This is a genomic window from Marinomonas atlantica, assembly GCF_001639725.1.
Lineage (GTDB): Bacteria > Pseudomonadota > Gammaproteobacteria > Pseudomonadales > Marinomonadaceae > Marinomonas > Marinomonas atlantica.
The window spans coordinates 34,288-51,286 of record NZ_LTAW01000013.1; the positions used below are offsets into that span (position 1 = coordinate 34,288).

A 16,999-nucleotide genomic window follows, 5' to 3' on the forward strand; every position below is an offset into this window, starting at 1 on the left:
TATTAGCAGACAGAAGTTTGTGAATTTTTCATCTACAAAAAGGGGTTTGTTATGAGTCAAATCGTTGATATCAAGGCCAGAGAAGTTCTGGATTCACGCGGTAATCCAACAGTGGAAGCTGACGTGATCCTAGCCGACGGCTCGTTTGGTACAGCATGCGCACCTTCTGGTGCCTCGACCGGTTCTCGTGAAGCTTTGGAACTACGTGATGGTGATAAAAGCCGTTACTTAGGTAAAGGTGTATTGAAAGCGGTTGCAGCGGTAAACGGTCCTATCCGTGAAGCGCTTATTGGCAAAGATGCGACAGCACAAGCTGAACTAGATAAGGTCATGATTGATCTTGATGGAACTGAGAACAAATCTCAATTTGGTGCTAACGCAATCTTAGCAGTGTCTTTGGCCGCTGCGAAAGCCGCAGCCGCTTCTAAGAAAGTGCCATTGTACGTACACATAGCTGACATCAACGGCACGTCTGGTATGTATTCTATGCCTGTACCAATGATGAACATCATTAACGGTGGCGAGCATGCAGATAACAATGTTGATATCCAAGAGTTCATGATTCAGCCTGTAGGTGCACCTAATTTCCGTGAAGCACTACGTTACGGTGCGGAAATTTTCCACGCCTTGAAGAAAGTGCTAAGCGAACGTGGCCTTAGCACAGCGGTAGGTGATGAAGGTGGTTTCGCACCGAATCTTGCTTCTAATGCAGAAGCGCTAGCTGTGATCAAAGAAGCGGTTGCAGCGGCGGGCTACGAATTAGGTAAAGACATTACCTTAGCGATGGACTGTGCAGCATCTGAGTTCTACGAAGATGGTCAGTACAACCTTAAAGGTGAAGGCAAAGTCTTCACGTCAGAGGGTTTTTCTGACTACCTTGCAGAGCTATGCAACGATTATCCAATTGTGTCTATTGAAGATGGCTTAAATGAATCTGACTGGGACGGCTTTGCTTATCAGACTAAGATTCTTGGCGACAAGATTCAATTAGTTGGTGACGACTTGTTTGTGACCAATACTAAGATACTGCAGCGCGGTATCGATGAAGGTATTGCAAACTCTATCCTGATCAAATTCAACCAAATTGGTTCTTTGACGGAAACTCTGGAAGCCATCAGAATGGCGAAAGAAGCAGGTTACACGGCTGTCATTTCCCATCGTTCAGGTGAGACAGAAGACGCAACAATTGCTGATTTAGCCGTAGGTACCGCAGCAGGCCAAATTAAAACAGGCTCGCTATGTCGTTCTGACCGAGTGTCTAAGTACAATCAATTGTTACGTATTGAAGAACAGCTAGGTGGTAAAGCACCTTATAAAGGTCGTTCTGAGATCAAAGGCCAAGCGTAAAGTTTGGTCTGATTTTAAAAGGGAGAACATTCGTTCTCCCTTTTTTATGTTTTTTTCTCCCATTTCGCGAAATAATGGGCACTCCTTTGTCCAGAGTCTGAATCTTCCAACATGATGTTGCGTATTTTTATTGCCATATTTCTAAGCGTGTCTGCTTATTTCTTTTACCAAAGCTATTGGGGAGAGCAGGGCATAAAGCGCGAAGAAGAACTGGCCAAGCAGATTGAGTATCAAGAACAGATTAATAAGCGTCTGAAAGTGCGTAATGATGCCTTACGTGCCCAAATAAGTGATTTGCGTCGAGGCGGAGATGCGATCGAAGAACACGTTCGGACAGAACTTCAATATATCAAAGACGGTGAAGTCTTTTATCGAATAGTAGAAAAGTAATGACACAGTATTGGGTAATTATTCCAGCCGCAGGGGTTGGTAAGCGCATGGCAAGTGCGCAACCAAAGCAATATCTAATGCTTAATGATAAAACTATCCTTGATACCACAATATCTCGTTTTATTGGTCATCCTAATGTAGCTGGGGTCGTTGTTGGTGTCAGTCCAGACGATGAGTATTGGCCGGATTCTGAATGGTCAACGCATCCTCAAGTGGTTCGTTTTGACGGTGGTGAAGAGCGATCGGATACGGTATTAAATGGTCTGCAAGTATTATTGGCCCTTGGTGTTTCTGAAACTGATTCCGTATTAGTACATGATGCGGTACGTCCGTTACTCTCTCAATCGGCTCTGACACGTATTGTGTCGCATACCGGTGAGCAAGGTGCTTTATTGGCTATCCCGTGTAAAGACACATTGAAACTAGCAAACGATCAATGCGCGACTGCAACGGTTGACCGCAGTGTTATATGGCAGGCTCAAACACCTCAAAAATTCCCACTGATGGCATTGTATGAAGGTATTGCTAGCGCGACAGAAGAAGGAATCGCGATTACCGATGAAAGCTCGGCAATGGAGCTATTAGATTGGCAACCGGATTTGATCGAAGGTGAATCGAGCAATTTAAAAATTACGGTACCGGATGATTTAGTGATCGCTCAAGCGCTTATTAGTATTCACAGTTCCGAGTTATAGTAAGGAGATTTTTATGGTGCCATTTCGAATTGGCCATGGCTTTGACGTTCATAAGTTTGGCGAAGGCGATCATATCGTAATCGGGGGGGTAACCATTCCTTATGAAAAAGGGCTGGTAGCTCATTCCGATGGCGATGTAGCTTTGCATGCTTTGACGGATGCTTTATTAGGCGCCGCAGCTCTAGGTGATATTGGTAAACACTTTCCGGATACTGATGCTGAATTTGCAGGCGCAGACAGCCGTGGTTTATTACTTCAAGCCTATGCTGAGATCAGGAAGCTTGGCTGGTTAGTCGGAAATGTTGATGTCACTATCATTGCTCAAGCTCCCAAAATGCGTCCTCATATCGATGCTATGCGTACTAACATTGCCGTAGATCTTGAGATCGACATGTCTGCAACAAATGTAAAAGCGACAACGACTGAGAAATTAGGTTTTACGGGTCGTAAAGAAGGCATCGCTGTGGAAGCGGTTGCGCTACTGTATCGAGACAATGCATGAACACACAATGGCACTATGCATGGACGGAGCCGCAAGCCCGAGCAGACCTAAAAACGCAGGTCAGTGACTTCTTGGTAGAAGAAATCTTAGGATTTGAGCCAGAAGGGAAAGGCGAATTTGTTTATCTATGGGTAGAGAAGCAAGGCGTTAATACTGATTTCCTAGCTAAGCGTTTGGCGCAGGCCGCTGATATTTCACCGAGTCGTGTTACCTATGCAGGTGTTAAAGACCGACATGCCTGTACACGTCAATGGTTTTGTTTGCATATCATTGGTCAAGCACCAGATTTGAGTGATATTGAACAAGTTTTTCGTGAGCCGGAAACGGTGAAAGTGCTACTGCAAACGCGTCATAGTAAAAAGTTGCGCACCGGGGGATTGCTAGGGAACCGCTTTAGTTTGCGTTTGCGTAATATTCAAGGGGATCTTAATGAGATAAAGCAGCGCTTAAGTCTCATTGAGCGCCATGGCGTACCGAATTACTATGGCGAGCAACGCTTTGGTATTGATGGCAATAACTTAGTGAATGGCTACAAGTTCGTGATGCCTGGTCGTCATGGCACGTATAAGCTCAATAAAACACAGTCGTTCTGGTTGTCGGCCATTCGATCATGGTTTTTTAATGAAGCCTTGTCTCAGTTTGTCGCAGATAGCAGTTGGGATATGATAAAAACAGGTGATATTGCTCAACCAAGAGATGGCTCTCAATCGTTCCGAGTCAAAGAGTTAAGTTTGGATACCTTGTACCGAACCCGTTTAGGGGACGTTTCGCCGGTGTTGCCATTGATTAGTGATGGCTGGCCTATGGGCACAAATTCTGAACGAGCGGAAGCTATGGCCATCCTTTACGCTGAGCAAAGCGAACTATTAAAAGGGTTGATTAGCTTTGATTTTTCTCGTGACAGTCGTGCGACTCGAATTGTACCGAAAGACATGGCCTGGGAATTGCTAAATGCTACCAATGAAGCGGAGCAGTTGGTGATTCAATTTGAGCTGCCTAAGGGTGCTTTTGCGACCAGTGTGTTGCGTGAGTTGTTTATTATTAATGATCGATCCCAAGAAAAACGTCATGAGATTATTACTAGCGAATGATGACGGACTGGATGCTAAAGGCATTCAAACGTTAGCCAATTACTTACAGAAAGATTTCCAATGTACCTTAGTGGCACCTGATCGTGATCGTAGTGGTGCAAGTAACTCTCTAACATTGACGCGCCCTTTGCGTCCTACGCTGGTTCGTGAAGGCCAATATAAAGTGGATGGTACGCCAACTGATTGTGTTAATTTAGCGTTGTCTGAAGTGATTGATGGGCGCTTTGATGCCGTGATTTCTGGTATTAATCACGGTCCTAATTTAGGGGATGACGTGATTTACTCGGGTACCGTTGCCGCAGCGATGGAAGCGCGTCATCTGGGGCGGCCAGCAATTGCCGTATCTTTGGTGGGGAATCGTTACTTTGATACCGCGGCAAAATGGGTGAGTAAGCTATTACAAGACTCACATACGCTAGCGTTACCGCCTAAAGTGCTGCTTAATATTAATATTCCTGACCTGCCGTTTGCTGAAGTTAAAGGTATTAAAGTGACACGCTTAGGGTATCGCCATCAAGCACATCCAGCGATTCTAGCTAACCATCCAAAAGGTCTTGAGTGTTACTGGATTGGAGCATTAGCTGAACCAAATGATGCCCAAGAGGGAACCGATTTTCATGCGGTTGCCAATGGCTATATTTCGATTACGCCAATGCATACAGACATGACTTGTCATTCTGCATTACATCAACTGAATCAATGGGTGAATGATATAGCGCCATGAGCATTGCATTAGATGACCTTTTAAAGCGCTCACAACCGCGCTCTAGTCAAATGCTAGAGCACTTGGTTAATGAGGGGGTTAGTCATAAAGAATTGCTTGAACTAATGGCGACACTACCACGCCAAGAATTTGTTGAGCCTGCTTTTTCACATTTGGCATACAGCCCAACGGCTCTTCCTATCGGTCGTAGTCAAACCATCAGCCAACCGCTAACCGTGGCTAGAATGACGTTGTGGCTGTTGTCCTATGCACGATTAGGGCGAGTGCTTGAGATAGGGACTGGCTCGGGGTATCAAACCTGCTTGTTAGCGCATTTCTTTAATAAAGTGCATACCATTGAACGACAGAAGAGCCTTCATGTCCAAGCGCAAGAGCGTTTAAGAAATATGGGGATTAACAATGTTGAGTTTTTGCATGGTGATGGTCATTTAGGATGGCCACAAAAAGTGCAAATGGATGCCATCATCGTCACGGCAATGGCGAGTAAAGTCCCCTCAGCTCTGACAGATATGCTGAAAGAAGATGGTATTTTAATTATGCCTATTGCGGATGAGGTGCCTTCTATTGGATGTTGGCGCCGAGTCGGAGATAAATGGAAGCGTTTAGAATCGGCTCCAGCTCAGTTTGTCCCATTATTGGAAGGAAAAGTGGATGCCTAAGTGGCTAAAAATTTATTTAAGCGGTGTACTTATGGGGGCTGCGGATGTGGTGCCAGGTGTATCTGGTGGCACGATGGCGTTTATTATAGGCATCTATAGTCGCTTGATTAGTGCGCTAAGCGGTGTCAACCGTCAAAGTATTGCAATGCTTTGCAAAGGTGATATCAAGGGCTTATGGAAGCACTTTGATGGCGGTTTCTTATTAGCGCTTTTACTTGGCATCATGACCAGTATTTTTGGTCTCGCGAGCCTTATAACAACGTTATTACAAGATTATCCTGTTTGGTTATGGAGTTTCTTTTTTGGGCTAATTATTGCTTCAGCTTATGTTTTGATTCATGAAATACCAGCTTTTACTGTTAAACATGGACTTATAATGTTGATTGGTATTAGTGTCGGTAGCGGGCTTTCTTTGTTGGTGCCGACGCAAGTCAATACGAACTTAGTGATGGTTTTTTGTTCCGGCATGATTGCCATCTGCGCCATGATTTTACCTGGCATTTCCGGTAGCTTTATTTTATTAATGCTGGGAATGTACGGGTTTATTATTACGTCAGTTAAAGACCTTAATCTTGTCGTGATTATTGTTTTCGCAACTGGCGCTGTATTGGGTTTGTTAAGTTTTTCGAAGTTATTGAATTGGCTACTAACCCATGCAAAGTCGGTCACTTTAGCGATGCTAACCGGTATTATGTTAGGTGCGTTAGTGAAAGTGTGGCCTTGGAAAGAAGCCGTATCTTTTATTGATGTAGGCAGTAAGCGCCTTCCTGCCGAGGAGCATCTTCTGTTGCCATGGAATATGGACAACTTTGTGATAATCGATGGTTTGATTATTCCATGTGGTTTAATTTTACTCGGTGCGTTGTTCGTTCTTGGAACACATTACATCTTCTTACAAAAATCAAACGCGACTATTATTAATCCCGATCTGTGTAAGTAAAGTGAGTTTAAATGCAAATAGTTGGGCAGATGAGAATATTTTATAAGATCTCTAAATTGCTGACACGCAAGCTCAGCGGGGCCCTAATGCTATGTTTGGTTTTATCGGGGTGTGCATCAGACAGTTTTCATTATTCTAATACCGGGTCTTTCAAAAATTCAGCGAACAGCCCGAGAACAAGGGCTATGCCTAGTAATGGGGTATATCGTGTAAACTCGGGTGACACCTTGTTTTCTATCGCTTTTTCATTCGGTTTAGATTATCGCCAAGTGGCGAAAATTAATAATATTGTAGCTCCTTACACGATATATCCTAACCAAAAAATTCGCCTGAAAGGTTCTGTAATACGGCCATCTACAAAGACAAGGACAGTTGCTAAAACGACATCAACTCAACAAAAGTCTGTACCAAAAAATACTACTGTAAAAGTGAACTCTCCTACAAAGACTGTGTCGACTGTAAAGATACCAGATAAAAAAGTGTCTTCATGGCGCTGGCCTATTTCAGGTTCAGTAACTAGGGGCTTTTCAAATGCTGGTGTTAGTAGTAAAGGTATAGACATACGAGGCAAAGATGCTGAGCATGTAAAAGCAGCGGCTGATGGAGTTGTGGTATACGCAGGAAATGGCTTGATTGGTTATGGTAATTTAGTCATAGTGAAACACAACGAAGTTTATCTTAGTGCCTATGCTTACAATGAGCGTATCTTAGTTAAGGAAAAGCAAAGTGTTCGATCAGGTGATTCTCTCGCAATCATTGGTGGTAAAGGAACGGATAAACCTTTACTACACTTTGAGGTGAGGCGTGACGGTCAGCCAATCGATCCACTTAAAGTACTACCTAAAAAATAAGTACTACCCCAAAAAATAATAATCATAATTTGGGCGTTGAGGAGGGCTATATGAAATCAGTAGAGATGGACAAGTCGGCAGAAGAAATTCTTAAGAGTACGGATGATTTTGATTTCGAAAATATAAATGACTCTGTGTCTGAGGAAGAGGCAGATGATTTTGAATCAGCGGTAAATGCTCGTTATGCAGACAACGACGCTAAGTCTTTGGATGTGACGCAGTTATATTTAAGCGAAATTGGTTATTCCCCGTTATTGACTGCAGAGGAAGAGGTTTACTTTTCTCGATTAGCATTAAAAGGCGATGAGGCAGCTCGTAAACGGATGATTGAGAGTAATTTACGTTTGGTCGTTAAGATTTCTCGTCGTTACTTAAATAGAGGCCTAACGCTCTTAGATTTGATCGAAGAGGGCAATTTAGGTTTGATTCGTGCCGTTGAAAAATTTGACCCTGAACGAGGCTTTCGCTTTTCAACTTACGCTACGTGGTGGATTCGTCAAACCATAGAGCGTGCGATCATGAATCAGACACGAACAATCCGTTTGCCTATTCATGTAGTCAAAGAGCTGAATGTATATTTGCGAGCAGCTCGTGAGTTGACGCAAAAGCTTGACCATGAGCCAAGCCCAGAAGAAATTGCGCAAATGTTGGACCGTCCTGTAGAGGATGTTCAACGTATGCTGAGTTTAAACGAACGAGTTAGCTCCATTGATTCCCCAGTTGGTGGATTAGACAGCGATAAAAGCTTAGTGGAGGTATTGGCTGATACCCAGCATGCTGGGCCTGAAGAGGATCGGCAAGAAGGCGATGTGCATCATAATATTGAGCAGTTACTTGATGAGCTTAACGATAAGCAGTGTGAAGTGATTGCAAGACGTTTTGGTCTACGTGGCTATGAGCCAAGTACGCTTGAAGATGTTGGAGCTGAAATTGGATTGACACGAGAGCGTGTTCGACAAATACAAGTTGAGGCGTTGCGTAAATTGCGGATTATGTTACAGAACCGTGGTCTGTCATTAACGGACGTGATCAATCTAGACAGTTAGTATTGTCAAAAACATGAAAGCCCACTATCAAAAGATAGCTGGGGCTTTTATGTTTAAAGCGGCAAATTATTAAACTTCTTCGTACTCTAATGCGAGCTCATTAATTTGTTCGTCCACTCGAGTACGGTATTTCTCAGATAATCCTTTCACTGAATACGCCAATATTTCATCGCCGCTTTCAAGCTCAATGATTTCCGGCAAACTCAATATAATTCGGTTTTGAATCTCAGGTACAGTGATGATCTCTTCACTCAATACAAGTTTATTGTGAGACTCGGAGAGTGCTAATGAATTGGCTAACGTTATAAAAGGTGTAATTTCTTCTGTGTTGATTTTATTGGCTTCGTACATACGTGAAATAGACTCGTCGCCATTGTGAAGCCCCATGTGGTAACTGATCTCTGGTACTTCTTCATATAGATCACTGCTCATTAATTTAATCAGTAATTCTTGGATGAGTTCAGCGCAACAAGCTGCATTCATGTATAGATTATCGTCACAGTTTTTTGCTTGAAAAAGCATCAAGATACAATCTTTCTCATATTGGTGAACTTGGCCATTATAGTATTCAGATGCTAAGAAAATGGTTCGGTAAATAGGTGTAAGCAAATTTGCGACTTGCAAAGGAGGGAGTTCGTCCCGCCATTGATTCAGGTGTTTTAATTGAATAAATAAAGCACAGGATTCACGCTCTGACTCTTTGATTATCTGTTCAAAATTAATTTCAAATTGACCTTCTTTATCAACACTCGGTTCGGCTAAGTCGGGAGTTTGTATCTCTTTTTGTAGCGGAGCTTTTAGCTCAAGGCTCTGTAGTTGCTGAACATGATGAATTAGCTCATGAGCCTCTCGATAGCTTTTTTCTGGCATGGGTGCATTGTTTGTACCATTGGTATACGCCTCTAACGCATCAGTGGCTCTTGTAATAGGAATGAACAAACGTCTTGTTATCAGTACTAAAATTATACTGGTGATCGCGGTGAGAAAAATGCCTAAGCCGATGACCAAGTTGCTAATATGGCTCAAGGTATTCTGAGCGGATGACTTATCCAGCGTAATTAGAACATGGCCTACAACATCATCACGAAAGCGTATCGGGGAGCTGTAGACTCGATGCTTGTCAGAAGGGCGAAGGTCGACCTCACTTTTAGACTGGTTGCCATTGATATTCGCTTCGGCAAGCAGTTCGTCTTTTTTGTTGTACACGCGTGCACTCAAAATATTGTCGCTGACAACAAGACGGTTCAACAAAACATTTAAACTGAGTAGATCATTGGTCAAGATCGATTGGGTTGCGTTAAAAGCGGCTTGGGTCGCTAAGCTGCTGCCCAGTACATCGGTTTGTTGATTAAGATGTTTGTCAACAGCAGATGTAACCGAAAACCATACGGTCGACAGTGTAATTAGAATCAGTGCTAAATAGGTTGACAATAAAATGCTTGCTGAAGAGCATTTTTTAAGCAGCTGATAATACCCTGATGATAGTTTTTTTAAGGTGTCCATCGACGTCCCGGTACAAATATTAAGTAGGTATCTAGTTGATATACCCAATGATTTATTGGCGTTCTTATAGGTTTACGGATCTAGATGGCATTTCTTTAGGTCTTAATTGTGGTTAGCGTCTGTATGGGGATTTGATATAGTAAGTGTCCCCATTATCAGGAGTTGTTATGACCGCTTCGATTACGCTTATAGGCGATCATCTCGCCGACTACTTGCCAACCTTTGAAGCTTGGCTTGAACAACAATTATTAGAGACTTCGACAAGAGTTCTGACAAATCCTCAAGACGTATTTTGTGTTCAGCGCTACGACCTTAGCACTACCATCGACGATGGTAAATATGAAGAGCTTCGGGTGCAATTGTTAGCCATGGCGGATGCGTCTGGAATCGACCATATTTTCCAACCTTTTACACCAATACTTTCTGAGCCGGGGTTAGCTGTCTTTGATATGGACTCTACGCTGATTAAAGCTGAAGTTATGGACGAGTTAGCGGTGGAGATGGGAATAGGTGAACAAATTGCGGCCGTAACAGCCAGTGCGATGCGTGGTGAAATCGATTTTACTGAGAGCTTTGTGCAGCGTTTGTCGTTTTTAAACGGTTTGAGCAGCGATGTGATGGATTCTGTTTACCAGCGTATAGAGCATATGGATGGCATTTCAATATTGATGGAAGTACTGCATAAATTTGGTTGGAAGACGGCTATTTTATCGGGAGGTTTTACCTACTTTGCCGATCGTGTACAGCAAGATTATGGTATGACCGAAGTACATGCGAATGAATTAGACATTGTAGGCGGAACATTGACCGGTAAGCACATTGGCCCCATTGTCGATGCGAAGCGTAAGCAGCAACTGCTAGCACAGTTGAAAGAGCAATATTCTGTACCTTATTCCCAGACGATAGCGTGTGGCGATGGTGCCAATGATTTGCTTATGCTTAATGATGCAGGGTTAGGGGTAGCATTGCATGCTAAACCGATTGTGCGTAAACAAGCGCCGTGTCCAATGAGCCAGTTGGGGTTAGAAGGAGTGCTTTACTTGTTAGGACTTAGTTCAGACGAGATCACTGAATCTGTAACCTAACCAGCATTAAGCTCCTTAAAGCAATGCTTTAGGGAGCACTTTGCTTTTAATGGTCCTCTTGAACAAGTCTTGAGGTCCACTCTTTAGTAAGTACTTCTACTAAGGCGTAGCGTCGTAAGGATAATGCCGAAGACAGTTCGATGAAATTCTCATCTAAGTAATCAAATAGTATCTTTTGGCGCAGTTCCACCAGTACTCGAATCTGCTCACCTTGTTCATAGGTTACGTCTTTGTGTTCTATTAAAGCATCCAGTACTTGATCCCGACGTTCAACAGAAACATCATAGTGATGTTTAAGTACATAACGAGCGAAATCGAGCATCGAGGCCACTAATAATTGGAAGGTGTGTTCCACGGCCATTATCTCATCTTGAGTAAGCTGATCGTTTCGATCTTTTTGACGATGAACATCAAGACGTTTAATCATCTCGTGTTGATGTTCATACAATGACGCTTCCCAGTTTCTATCTCTCACAACGGTTACTCCTAATAATAGGGGATAGATCCATTAAGTGTAGTTTAGAAGCTGTTAAATGGGTAAAAGTCGAATTCACTATTTGGCGAAATATTGTGCTCCGCTGGTACATGTAAGTAACCATCTGTTTGGCAGGCAGCCAATAAAGCACCAGAACTTTGTTGAACGTGCGGTGTTGCAACGCCGTTGTTTACATGCACCCTTAAGAATTCATCTCGAGACTTATTTCCCTTACGCGAAAAATCGCATTTGACTGGTAAGGGCTTCGGTAAGTCTAAGTTTTCACCTGCGGCTGTTGCCAGTGCCAGTCTTGCAAACAGGTGGAATGTGACCAGAGTAGAGCTGGGATTACCTGGTAATCCCAGCAAAGGTGTATCAAATACCTTGGCAAACACTAAGGGCTTACCTGGTTTTATAGCGATCTTCCAAAGATGCAACTGACCATTTTTTTCAATGGTGGCTTTTACATGGTCTTCTTCGCCTACAGAAACACCGCCAGAAGAGACAATGATATCGGAGCAGTCACTGAGTTCTTTCAGGGCCGTTTGTGTGGCTTCTACGGAATCCATAGCATGTCGGCGTAAACTTACCTGATGTCCCGCACTGATTACTAATGACTCAATAAGTGGGCCATTTGAGTTGTAAATTTGCCCGGCCGTAAGAGGTTGACCAGGTTGCTGTAATTCATCACCTGTGGTGAGAACACCCACTCTTAATGGTGTAAAGACGTCGACGCAGGTAATACCAATACTGGCTAATACACCAATATCTATGGCAGATAAGCGCTTTCCTGCGGCTAACACCAGGGCATCTTTTGCAATGTCTTGTCCCGCTGGACGAATATTATCGTTTGGCTTTACGGCCTGAAGAAACGTAATATGGTCGTTTTGTTGCCTGGTATTTTCTTGCATCACAACGGCGTCAGCCCCAGCAGGGATTTCGGCGCCAGTGAAAATACGAGCGCAGGTGCCTGGCGTGAGAGGCGTTGGGGCGTTACCCGCTGCAATGCGTTGCGAAACCGATAATGTTGCACTGTCTTGCAAATCACGGGTGCAAACGGCAAAACCGTCCATCGCACTGTTGGCCGCAGGGGGGACGTCAATGTGAGAGATAATATCCTGAGACAAAATGCGTCCCAGAGCATGGTCTAATGAAACACGCTCGGTTAACGTTGCATGGGACAGGGTGTTTTTAATGTGCTGAATCGCGTCTTTAAAAGGCATTAATGCCGTCATGAATTATACCTCGTGAACAGGGGGTTGGTATGGCCCCAAAAGCATCGTAACGAAGTTACATGGACGATGACGTGCATCTAACTGCTCTTGGATAATACCGCTCCACGCAGTTCGACAAGCTCCTGTAGAGCCAGGTAAGCAGAAAATAAGTGTTTTATTGGCAAGGCCTGCAAGTGCTCTAGATTGAATTGTCGAGGTGCCAATTTCTTCATAAGATATTTGGCGGAAAAGCTCACCAAAACCATCGACTTCTTTGTCCAGCAACGGCATGATGGCTTCCGGCGTACTGTCACGTGAGTAAAAACCAGTACCGCCTGTGATCAAGACAACGTGCGCTCTGTCATCAGCTATCCAGTTGGATACCACGGCGCGCATGGCATAAACATCATCTTTTACAATCGCTCGCTCACCGAGATTATGTCCGGCGTCTTGAAGCATGGTAATGAGCGCTTCACCGGATGTGTCTTCTGCAATACCGCGGGTATCAGAAACGGTTAATACATTGATGTTAAGCGGGCGAAAAGGGGACGGGGTTTTAGCCATAATAAAATCCTTTGTTAACCGCCAGTGGCGCTCATGAAGCGCAGAATTTGGGGTTCTTCATCTAAATTAAAGTGGTGTTTCTCGGGTTTGAGTACTAAAGAATCAATAATACTCTGCTGTAATAAATCTGCATCGTCGGGATGAGTTCGTAGCACCGATTTTAAATCTTTTGAATGCTCATTGCCCAAGCAAAGTAACAGGCGACCTTCTGCCGTCAAGCGTACTCGATTGCATGTACTGCAAAAATTATGACTGTGTGGGGAAATGAATCCTACTTGCTGGCTTTCTCCGGCAATGTCGTAATAGCGTGAAGGCCCGCCAGTCGAGCGTTCTGAAAGGCTCAGTTGCCAGCGGTGTTGTAAACGTTCTAGTAACTCGTCACTGGATATGTAGACCTTGGCACGATCATGGTGAGAAATCTGACCCAATGGCATTTCTTCAATAAAACTAATGTCCATTTTATGGGCTATTGCAAATTCAACTAAGTCTTCTATTTCGTCATCATTATGACCACCTAGGATCACGGCATTCAGCTTTAATTGCTTAAAGGGGAGTTTGCTGACTGTTTTGATGCCACGTAATACTTGGTCGAGTTTATCCCGACGTGTAAGCTCTTCAAAGCGTTCACGTTTAAGGGTGTCTAAACTAATATTGATGCGAGAAACACCTGCGTCGTATAGCTGCTGGCCCATTTTTTCAAGCTGTGAACCATTCGTTGTAATGGTGAGCTCATCAAGTCCAGGTAGAGCAGCTATTTGCTTTAGAGCAAACAGAATGTCCTTTCGTACCAGAGGTTCTCCGCCCGTAATACGGATTTTTCGAGTGCCTAATGCTACGAATGAGCTTGCAACTTGAACGATCTCTTCTAGAGATAAAATATCGCGACGAGGCAAGAAAGTTGCGTTCTCATCCATGCAGTAGGTACAGCGAAAATCACAGCGGTCCGTCACCGAAATACGTAAATAATCAATTTTTCGACCAAACGGATCGATGAGCTTGGAATCTGACACTTGAATTGGCCTCGCTACAATTTGCTAATAGAAGCAAAATTTATCTACAGAGGTAAAGTCTCTCTGTATTGACTGCGGCTTACGTTATGTTCAAATAACGCAATATTTGAGTGCAATTAGAACCACTATAGGAATAGGGGAATCACAGTGCGTAGTGTTATACATAATTTGATCGATATACTCACTTTGAATCGGGTTTCTGACACTAAATTTGTCGGTAAGAGTCAAGATTTAGGGTTTCCTAAGGTCTTTGGCGGACAAGTTGTTGGTCAAGCATTGAGTGCAGCGGCACAAACCGTTCCTGAAGGACGAGTGCCGCATTCGTTACACAGCTACTTTATTCGTCCTGGAGATGCGAAGCAAATAATCGACTATGATGTTGAGACAGTGCGAGACGGTGGAAGTTTCAGTGTTCGTCGTGTTATTGCCAGCCAAAACCAGAAAACCATTTTGGTGATGACGGCTTCGTTTCAAAAACATGAAGAGGGACTCTCCCATCAAGAATCTATGCCAAATGTACCTGGCCCCGAAAATTTTAAATCAGAACTCAGTTTATTCCAGAAACATGCTGAAGAGATCCCACCTAAAATTCGCAGCTTATTGACCGCTGAACGGCCGATCGAATACCGCATTGTGGAAAATCAAAATCCGTTTCGTCCGCGTCCTGGATTGCCAGCTCGTCATATGTGGATACGAAGTATTTCTCCTCTTCCTGATAATGAATTAGTGCATCAATCAATGTTGGCTTATACCACTGATTATGGCTTTTTAGAGACTGCACTTCAGCCGCATGGAATTTCTATTGGTAATCCAAATTTGAACATTGCTAGTCTTGATCATGCTATTTGGTTTCATCGCCCATTTCGATTAGATGACTGGTTATTATATGTTGCCGATAGCCCATCTGCTTCTGGGGCTCGAGGTTTTGTACGAGGGAAAATTTTTAATAAGACGGGAGAGTTGGTTGCTTCTACTGCCCAAGAAGGGCTGATTCGTCTATTTCGTTAAAATCAGCAATGCGTACTTCTCTCTCATGAACGTGCTTTTTAGTGGATGATCCATAGTATGATTTGAATTTTGTTTATCTAGGGAGGATGTTTCTATAGTTTATTTTGTTGTTGGCGAAGGGCCCAATCAACATGTACTAAGAGCTTGTCCGATGCATTCGTTCGAGCGTTATCTAAAGCGGTGATAGCGGCCTTGGAATAGGGCGCATTGCCTAGCGCGACAGCGATGTTGCGTCGCCAGTTTTCATATCCAGTTCTTCTTATGGGGGAGCCCGCAGTTTTATTTAGAAACGTTTCCTCGTCCCACTCAAACAAAGTTAGTAGGTCTTCACTGTCTAGATTGTGTCTTGGTTGAAAATCATCTTCTAGGGTGTGTTTGGCAAACTTTGTCCAAGGGCAAACCAATTGGCAATCATCGCAACCAAAAATTCGATTACCCATTTTTCCGCGCAGTTCTTCAGGGATAATGCCATCGTATTCAATGGTTAAATAAGAAATGCATTTACTGGCGTCCAAAACCCATGGTTTAACAAAGGCATTGGTTGGGCATTTATCCAAGCATGCAGTGCAACTGCCGCAATGGCGCTGTGGCGTTTGCGGGTCAACGGGTAAAGGAAGATTTGTAAAAACCTCGCCTAATAAAAACCAACTACCTGCTTTGGGTGACAATAATAGTGTGTTCTTGCCAATCCAGCCCATGCCTGCTTGCTCAGCGATTTGACGTTCTAAGACAGGGGCACTATCAACAAAGGCGCGATAACCATGATCACCAACCTCTTCTTCAATGCGCTTTGCTAACTGAGTCAGTCGTTTGCGAATAAGCTTGTGGTAATCACGTCCAAGTGCATAACGAGCAATATAGGCTTTTTCAGGGGTTTTCAGGCGTTTTACCGTTTCCACGGATTCAGGTAGATAGGCCATGCTCAAACTGATGACGCGTTGAGTACCTTTATGAAGATTTGCTGGTTGAAAACGTAGATCATCATGATTGGCAAGGTAATCCATTTCGCCATGATAACCCTGCTCAAGCCAAGCGTGAAAATCCTCACGATATTGTTCTAGTTCAGGATTTACAATACGGCAGTCACTAAAGCCAAATTCTTTGGCCCAAGTTTTGATGTTGTTGGCAATATGCTGCAAGGAGGCTTCGTCAAAAGAGGGCATAAACACTACATGAGGTCATTCAAGGAAGTAGGAGCTTAAAAGCCCCTACTGATACGAAGGCAGAAAAATTTTTAATAAAGATTGCTATCGCTTTTTACAGTATCAATTAGAAGGTTGATAAACATGCGATCTGCATCCGTATGCTCTTCTTGAATTTTTAATGTTGTTTGGCTGGAAACCGCTTCCGCAATGACTTGATAAGCATTTGGCTCATTAATGTGTTCTTTAGCAATGCGAACTAATTCGGCAGACAATTCTGGTTCCATTAACATTTTGCGGAAACAGCGTAAGAATTCATCGATAATGCGTTGTTGGTTTAATTCTGAAGCCATAGTGGTAACTCCTTAATTCATAATAGTAAGTATGACACCATGAAAGCCCAGTCAGAGCAAGAAGAATGGCGTAAGACGGAGTGTTTTCATTGACACCTTGTTGTGTGCTTGAGAGAATACTCTTCTACGTCAACAATACCCCGTTGGCTATCTCATCTGATGGCGGCAAACAGCCCCTTCCTATACGACTAGAGTATAGTCGTTGCACTAAGTATTGTGAGTAGAATTTTTACCTGCAGTGCTTCTCCTCGCGATATAGACGCGGGCAGTGTCAAAACTGCGATTTATTGCGTTTGAGTGTTCCTTGATTTCAGGCATCTCATTTGTTTTGCAAACATCGTTTTATCAACTTTTATCTGACCTTGGTATATGGTTACAATAGCCTTACCAAAGTAGCAGA

General features: G+C 43.5%; 19 protein-coding genes. 12 read left to right on the forward strand and 7 right to left on the reverse strand.

The genetic code is table 11. The features are described from left to right. The first annotated feature begins 51 nt into the window (after window positions 1-51). The 10 genes from eno (at window position 52) to rpoS (ending at window position 8,245) form a co-directional block, all read left to right on the forward strand. Complete coding sequence (gene eno / locus AYW75_RS17165) at window positions 52-1,347, forward strand: phosphopyruvate hydratase (protein WP_067102128.1); 1,296 nt, start codon at window positions 52-54, stop codon at window positions 1,345-1,347. A gap of 111 nt (window positions 1,348-1,458) precedes the next feature. Then, the gene (locus tag AYW75_RS17170) at window positions 1,459-1,737 is read left to right on the forward strand and encodes a septum formation initiator family protein (RefSeq protein ID WP_231872648.1); all 279 of its coding nucleotides are present in this window, start codon (window positions 1,459-1,461) and stop codon (window positions 1,735-1,737) included. Next, the gene (ispD, locus tag AYW75_RS17175; protein ID WP_067102130.1) at window positions 1,737-2,432 is read left to right on the forward strand and encodes a 2-C-methyl-D-erythritol 4-phosphate cytidylyltransferase; all 696 of its coding nucleotides are present in this window, start codon (window positions 1,737-1,739) and stop codon (window positions 2,430-2,432) included. Before AYW75_RS17170 ends, ispD begins: the two co-directional genes overlap by 1 nt. A gap of 13 nt (window positions 2,433-2,445) precedes the next feature. Further along, window positions 2,446-2,934, forward strand: a complete 489-nt coding sequence (ispF, locus tag AYW75_RS17180; protein ID WP_067102132.1) for a 2-C-methyl-D-erythritol 2,4-cyclodiphosphate synthase — start codon at window positions 2,446-2,448, stop codon at window positions 2,932-2,934. Continuing rightward, complete coding sequence (gene truD, locus AYW75_RS17185; protein ID WP_067102135.1) at window positions 2,931-4,025, forward strand: tRNA pseudouridine(13) synthase TruD; 1,095 nt, start codon at window positions 2,931-2,933, stop codon at window positions 4,023-4,025. The genes ispF and truD overlap by 4 nt, the downstream gene beginning before the upstream one ends. Beyond that, on the forward strand, window positions 4,003-4,749 hold the full coding sequence (surE, locus tag AYW75_RS17190) for a 5'/3'-nucleotidase SurE (RefSeq protein ID WP_067102137.1): 747 nt from the start codon (window positions 4,003-4,005) through the stop codon (window positions 4,747-4,749). The genes truD and surE overlap by 23 nt, the downstream gene beginning before the upstream one ends. Further along, window positions 4,746-5,408: a protein-L-isoaspartate(D-aspartate) O-methyltransferase gene (locus AYW75_RS17195; protein WP_067102140.1), complete on the forward strand. Its 663-nt coding sequence runs from the start codon at window positions 4,746-4,748 to the stop codon at window positions 5,406-5,408. The genes surE and AYW75_RS17195 overlap by 4 nt, the downstream gene beginning before the upstream one ends. Then, window positions 5,401-6,348 carry a DUF368 domain-containing protein gene (locus tag AYW75_RS17200; protein ID WP_067102142.1) on the forward strand — a complete coding sequence of 316 codons (948 nt, stop codon included), beginning with the start codon at window positions 5,401-5,403 and terminating at the stop codon, window positions 6,346-6,348. The genes AYW75_RS17195 and AYW75_RS17200 overlap by 8 nt, the downstream gene beginning before the upstream one ends. A 227-nt stretch (window positions 6,349-6,575) precedes the next feature. Then, the gene (locus AYW75_RS17205; RefSeq protein ID WP_231886239.1) at window positions 6,576-7,199 is read left to right on the forward strand and encodes a peptidoglycan DD-metalloendopeptidase family protein; all 624 of its coding nucleotides are present in this window, start codon (window positions 6,576-6,578) and stop codon (window positions 7,197-7,199) included. A gap of 50 nt (window positions 7,200-7,249) precedes the next feature. Further along, window positions 7,250-8,245, forward strand: a complete 996-nt coding sequence (rpoS, locus tag AYW75_RS17210) for an RNA polymerase sigma factor RpoS (RefSeq protein ID WP_067102145.1) — start codon at window positions 7,250-7,252, stop codon at window positions 8,243-8,245. A 69-nt stretch (window positions 8,246-8,314) separates the two neighbouring features. On the opposite strand, the gene AYW75_RS17215 is transcribed toward rpoS, so the two are convergent. After that, window positions 8,315-9,748 carry an AhpA/YtjB family protein gene (locus AYW75_RS17215; RefSeq protein WP_067102147.1) on the reverse strand — a complete coding sequence of 478 codons (1,434 nt, stop codon included), beginning with the start codon at window positions 9,746-9,748 and terminating at the stop codon, window positions 8,315-8,317. A 167-nt stretch (window positions 9,749-9,915) separates the two neighbouring features. Here AYW75_RS17215 and serB point away from each other — a divergent pair, with 167 nt between their 5' ends. Next, on the forward strand, window positions 9,916-10,833 hold the full coding sequence (gene serB, locus AYW75_RS17220) for a phosphoserine phosphatase SerB (RefSeq protein ID WP_067102149.1): 918 nt from the start codon (window positions 9,916-9,918) through the stop codon (window positions 10,831-10,833). Window positions 10,834-10,879: 46 nt separating this feature from the next. On the opposite strand, the gene AYW75_RS17225 is transcribed toward serB, so the two are convergent. Genes AYW75_RS17225 through moaA form a run of 4 tightly spaced genes read right to left on the reverse strand, consistent with a single transcriptional unit; the run spans window position 10,880 to window position 14,096 of the window. After that, entirely contained in the window at window positions 10,880-11,308 is a 429-nt protein-coding gene (locus tag AYW75_RS17225) for a hypothetical protein (RefSeq protein ID WP_067102152.1), read from the reverse strand. Between the two features lie 44 nt (window positions 11,309-11,352). Further along, window positions 11,353-12,543, reverse strand: a complete 1,191-nt coding sequence (locus AYW75_RS17230) for a molybdopterin molybdotransferase MoeA (RefSeq protein ID WP_067102155.1) — start codon at window positions 12,541-12,543, stop codon at window positions 11,353-11,355. A 3-nt stretch (window positions 12,544-12,546) separates the two neighbouring features. Then, on the reverse strand, window positions 12,547-13,086 hold the full coding sequence (gene moaB, locus AYW75_RS17235; RefSeq protein WP_067102157.1) for a molybdenum cofactor biosynthesis protein B: 540 nt from the start codon (window positions 13,084-13,086) through the stop codon (window positions 12,547-12,549). Window positions 13,087-13,100: 14 nt separating this feature from the next. Further along, the gene (gene moaA, locus AYW75_RS17240) at window positions 13,101-14,096 is read right to left on the reverse strand and encodes a GTP 3',8-cyclase MoaA (protein ID WP_067102160.1); all 996 of its coding nucleotides are present in this window, start codon (window positions 14,094-14,096) and stop codon (window positions 13,101-13,103) included. A 147-nt stretch (window positions 14,097-14,243) separates the two neighbouring features. Between moaA and tesB the strand changes: the two genes are divergently transcribed. Next, entirely contained in the window at window positions 14,244-15,104 is an 861-nt protein-coding gene (gene tesB, locus AYW75_RS17245) for an acyl-CoA thioesterase II (protein ID WP_067102163.1), read from the forward strand. 92 nt (window positions 15,105-15,196) lie between these two features. Here the strand turns inward: tesB and queG are convergent, their stop codons facing one another. Further along, window positions 15,197-16,267, reverse strand: a complete 1,071-nt coding sequence (gene queG / locus AYW75_RS17250; protein WP_067102206.1) for a tRNA epoxyqueuosine(34) reductase QueG — start codon at window positions 16,265-16,267, stop codon at window positions 15,197-15,199. 71 nt (window positions 16,268-16,338) lie between these two features. Beyond that, complete coding sequence (locus AYW75_RS17255) at window positions 16,339-16,599, reverse strand: hypothetical protein (protein ID WP_067102166.1); 261 nt, start codon at window positions 16,597-16,599, stop codon at window positions 16,339-16,341. Between the last annotated feature and the right edge of the window lie 400 nt (window positions 16,600-16,999).

What these genes read in the sequence shown, in the direction of transcription:
- eno (WP_067102128.1), top strand. Translation starts at nt 52, where the DNA reads ATGAGTCAAATCGTTGATATCAAGGCCAGAGAAGTTCTGGATTCACGC.
- AYW75_RS17170 (WP_231872648.1), top strand. Translation starts at nt 1,459, where the DNA reads ATGATGTTGCGTATTTTTATTGCCATATTTCTAAGCGTGTCTGCTTAT.
- ispD (WP_067102130.1), top strand. Translation starts at nt 1,737, where the DNA reads ATGACACAGTATTGGGTAATTATTCCAGCCGCAGGGGTTGGTAAGCGC.
- ispF (WP_067102132.1), top strand. Translation starts at nt 2,446, where the DNA reads ATGGTGCCATTTCGAATTGGCCATGGCTTTGACGTTCATAAGTTTGGC.
- truD (WP_067102135.1), top strand. Translation starts at nt 2,931, where the DNA reads ATGAACACACAATGGCACTATGCATGGACGGAGCCGCAAGCCCGAGCA.
- surE (WP_067102137.1), top strand. Translation starts at nt 4,003, where the DNA reads ATGAGATTATTACTAGCGAATGATGACGGACTGGATGCTAAAGGCATT.
- AYW75_RS17195 (WP_067102140.1), top strand. Translation starts at nt 4,746, where the DNA reads ATGAGCATTGCATTAGATGACCTTTTAAAGCGCTCACAACCGCGCTCT.
- AYW75_RS17200 (WP_067102142.1), top strand. Translation starts at nt 5,401, where the DNA reads ATGCCTAAGTGGCTAAAAATTTATTTAAGCGGTGTACTTATGGGGGCT.
- rpoS (WP_067102145.1), top strand. Translation starts at nt 7,250, where the DNA reads ATGAAATCAGTAGAGATGGACAAGTCGGCAGAAGAAATTCTTAAGAGT.
- AYW75_RS17215 (WP_067102147.1), bottom strand. Translation starts at nt 9,748, where the DNA reads ATGGACACCTTAAAAAAACTATCATCAGGGTATTATCAGCTGCTTAAA.
- serB (WP_067102149.1), top strand. Translation starts at nt 9,916, where the DNA reads ATGACCGCTTCGATTACGCTTATAGGCGATCATCTCGCCGACTACTTG.
- AYW75_RS17230 (WP_067102155.1), bottom strand. Translation starts at nt 12,543, where the DNA reads ATGACGGCATTAATGCCTTTTAAAGACGCGATTCAGCACATTAAAAAC.
- moaB (WP_067102157.1), bottom strand. Translation starts at nt 13,086, where the DNA reads ATGGCTAAAACCCCGTCCCCTTTTCGCCCGCTTAACATCAATGTATTA.
- queG (WP_067102206.1), bottom strand. Translation starts at nt 16,267, where the DNA reads ATGCCCTCTTTTGACGAAGCCTCCTTGCAGCATATTGCCAACAACATC.
- AYW75_RS17255 (WP_067102166.1), bottom strand. Translation starts at nt 16,599, where the DNA reads ATGGCTTCAGAATTAAACCAACAACGCATTATCGATGAATTCTTACGC.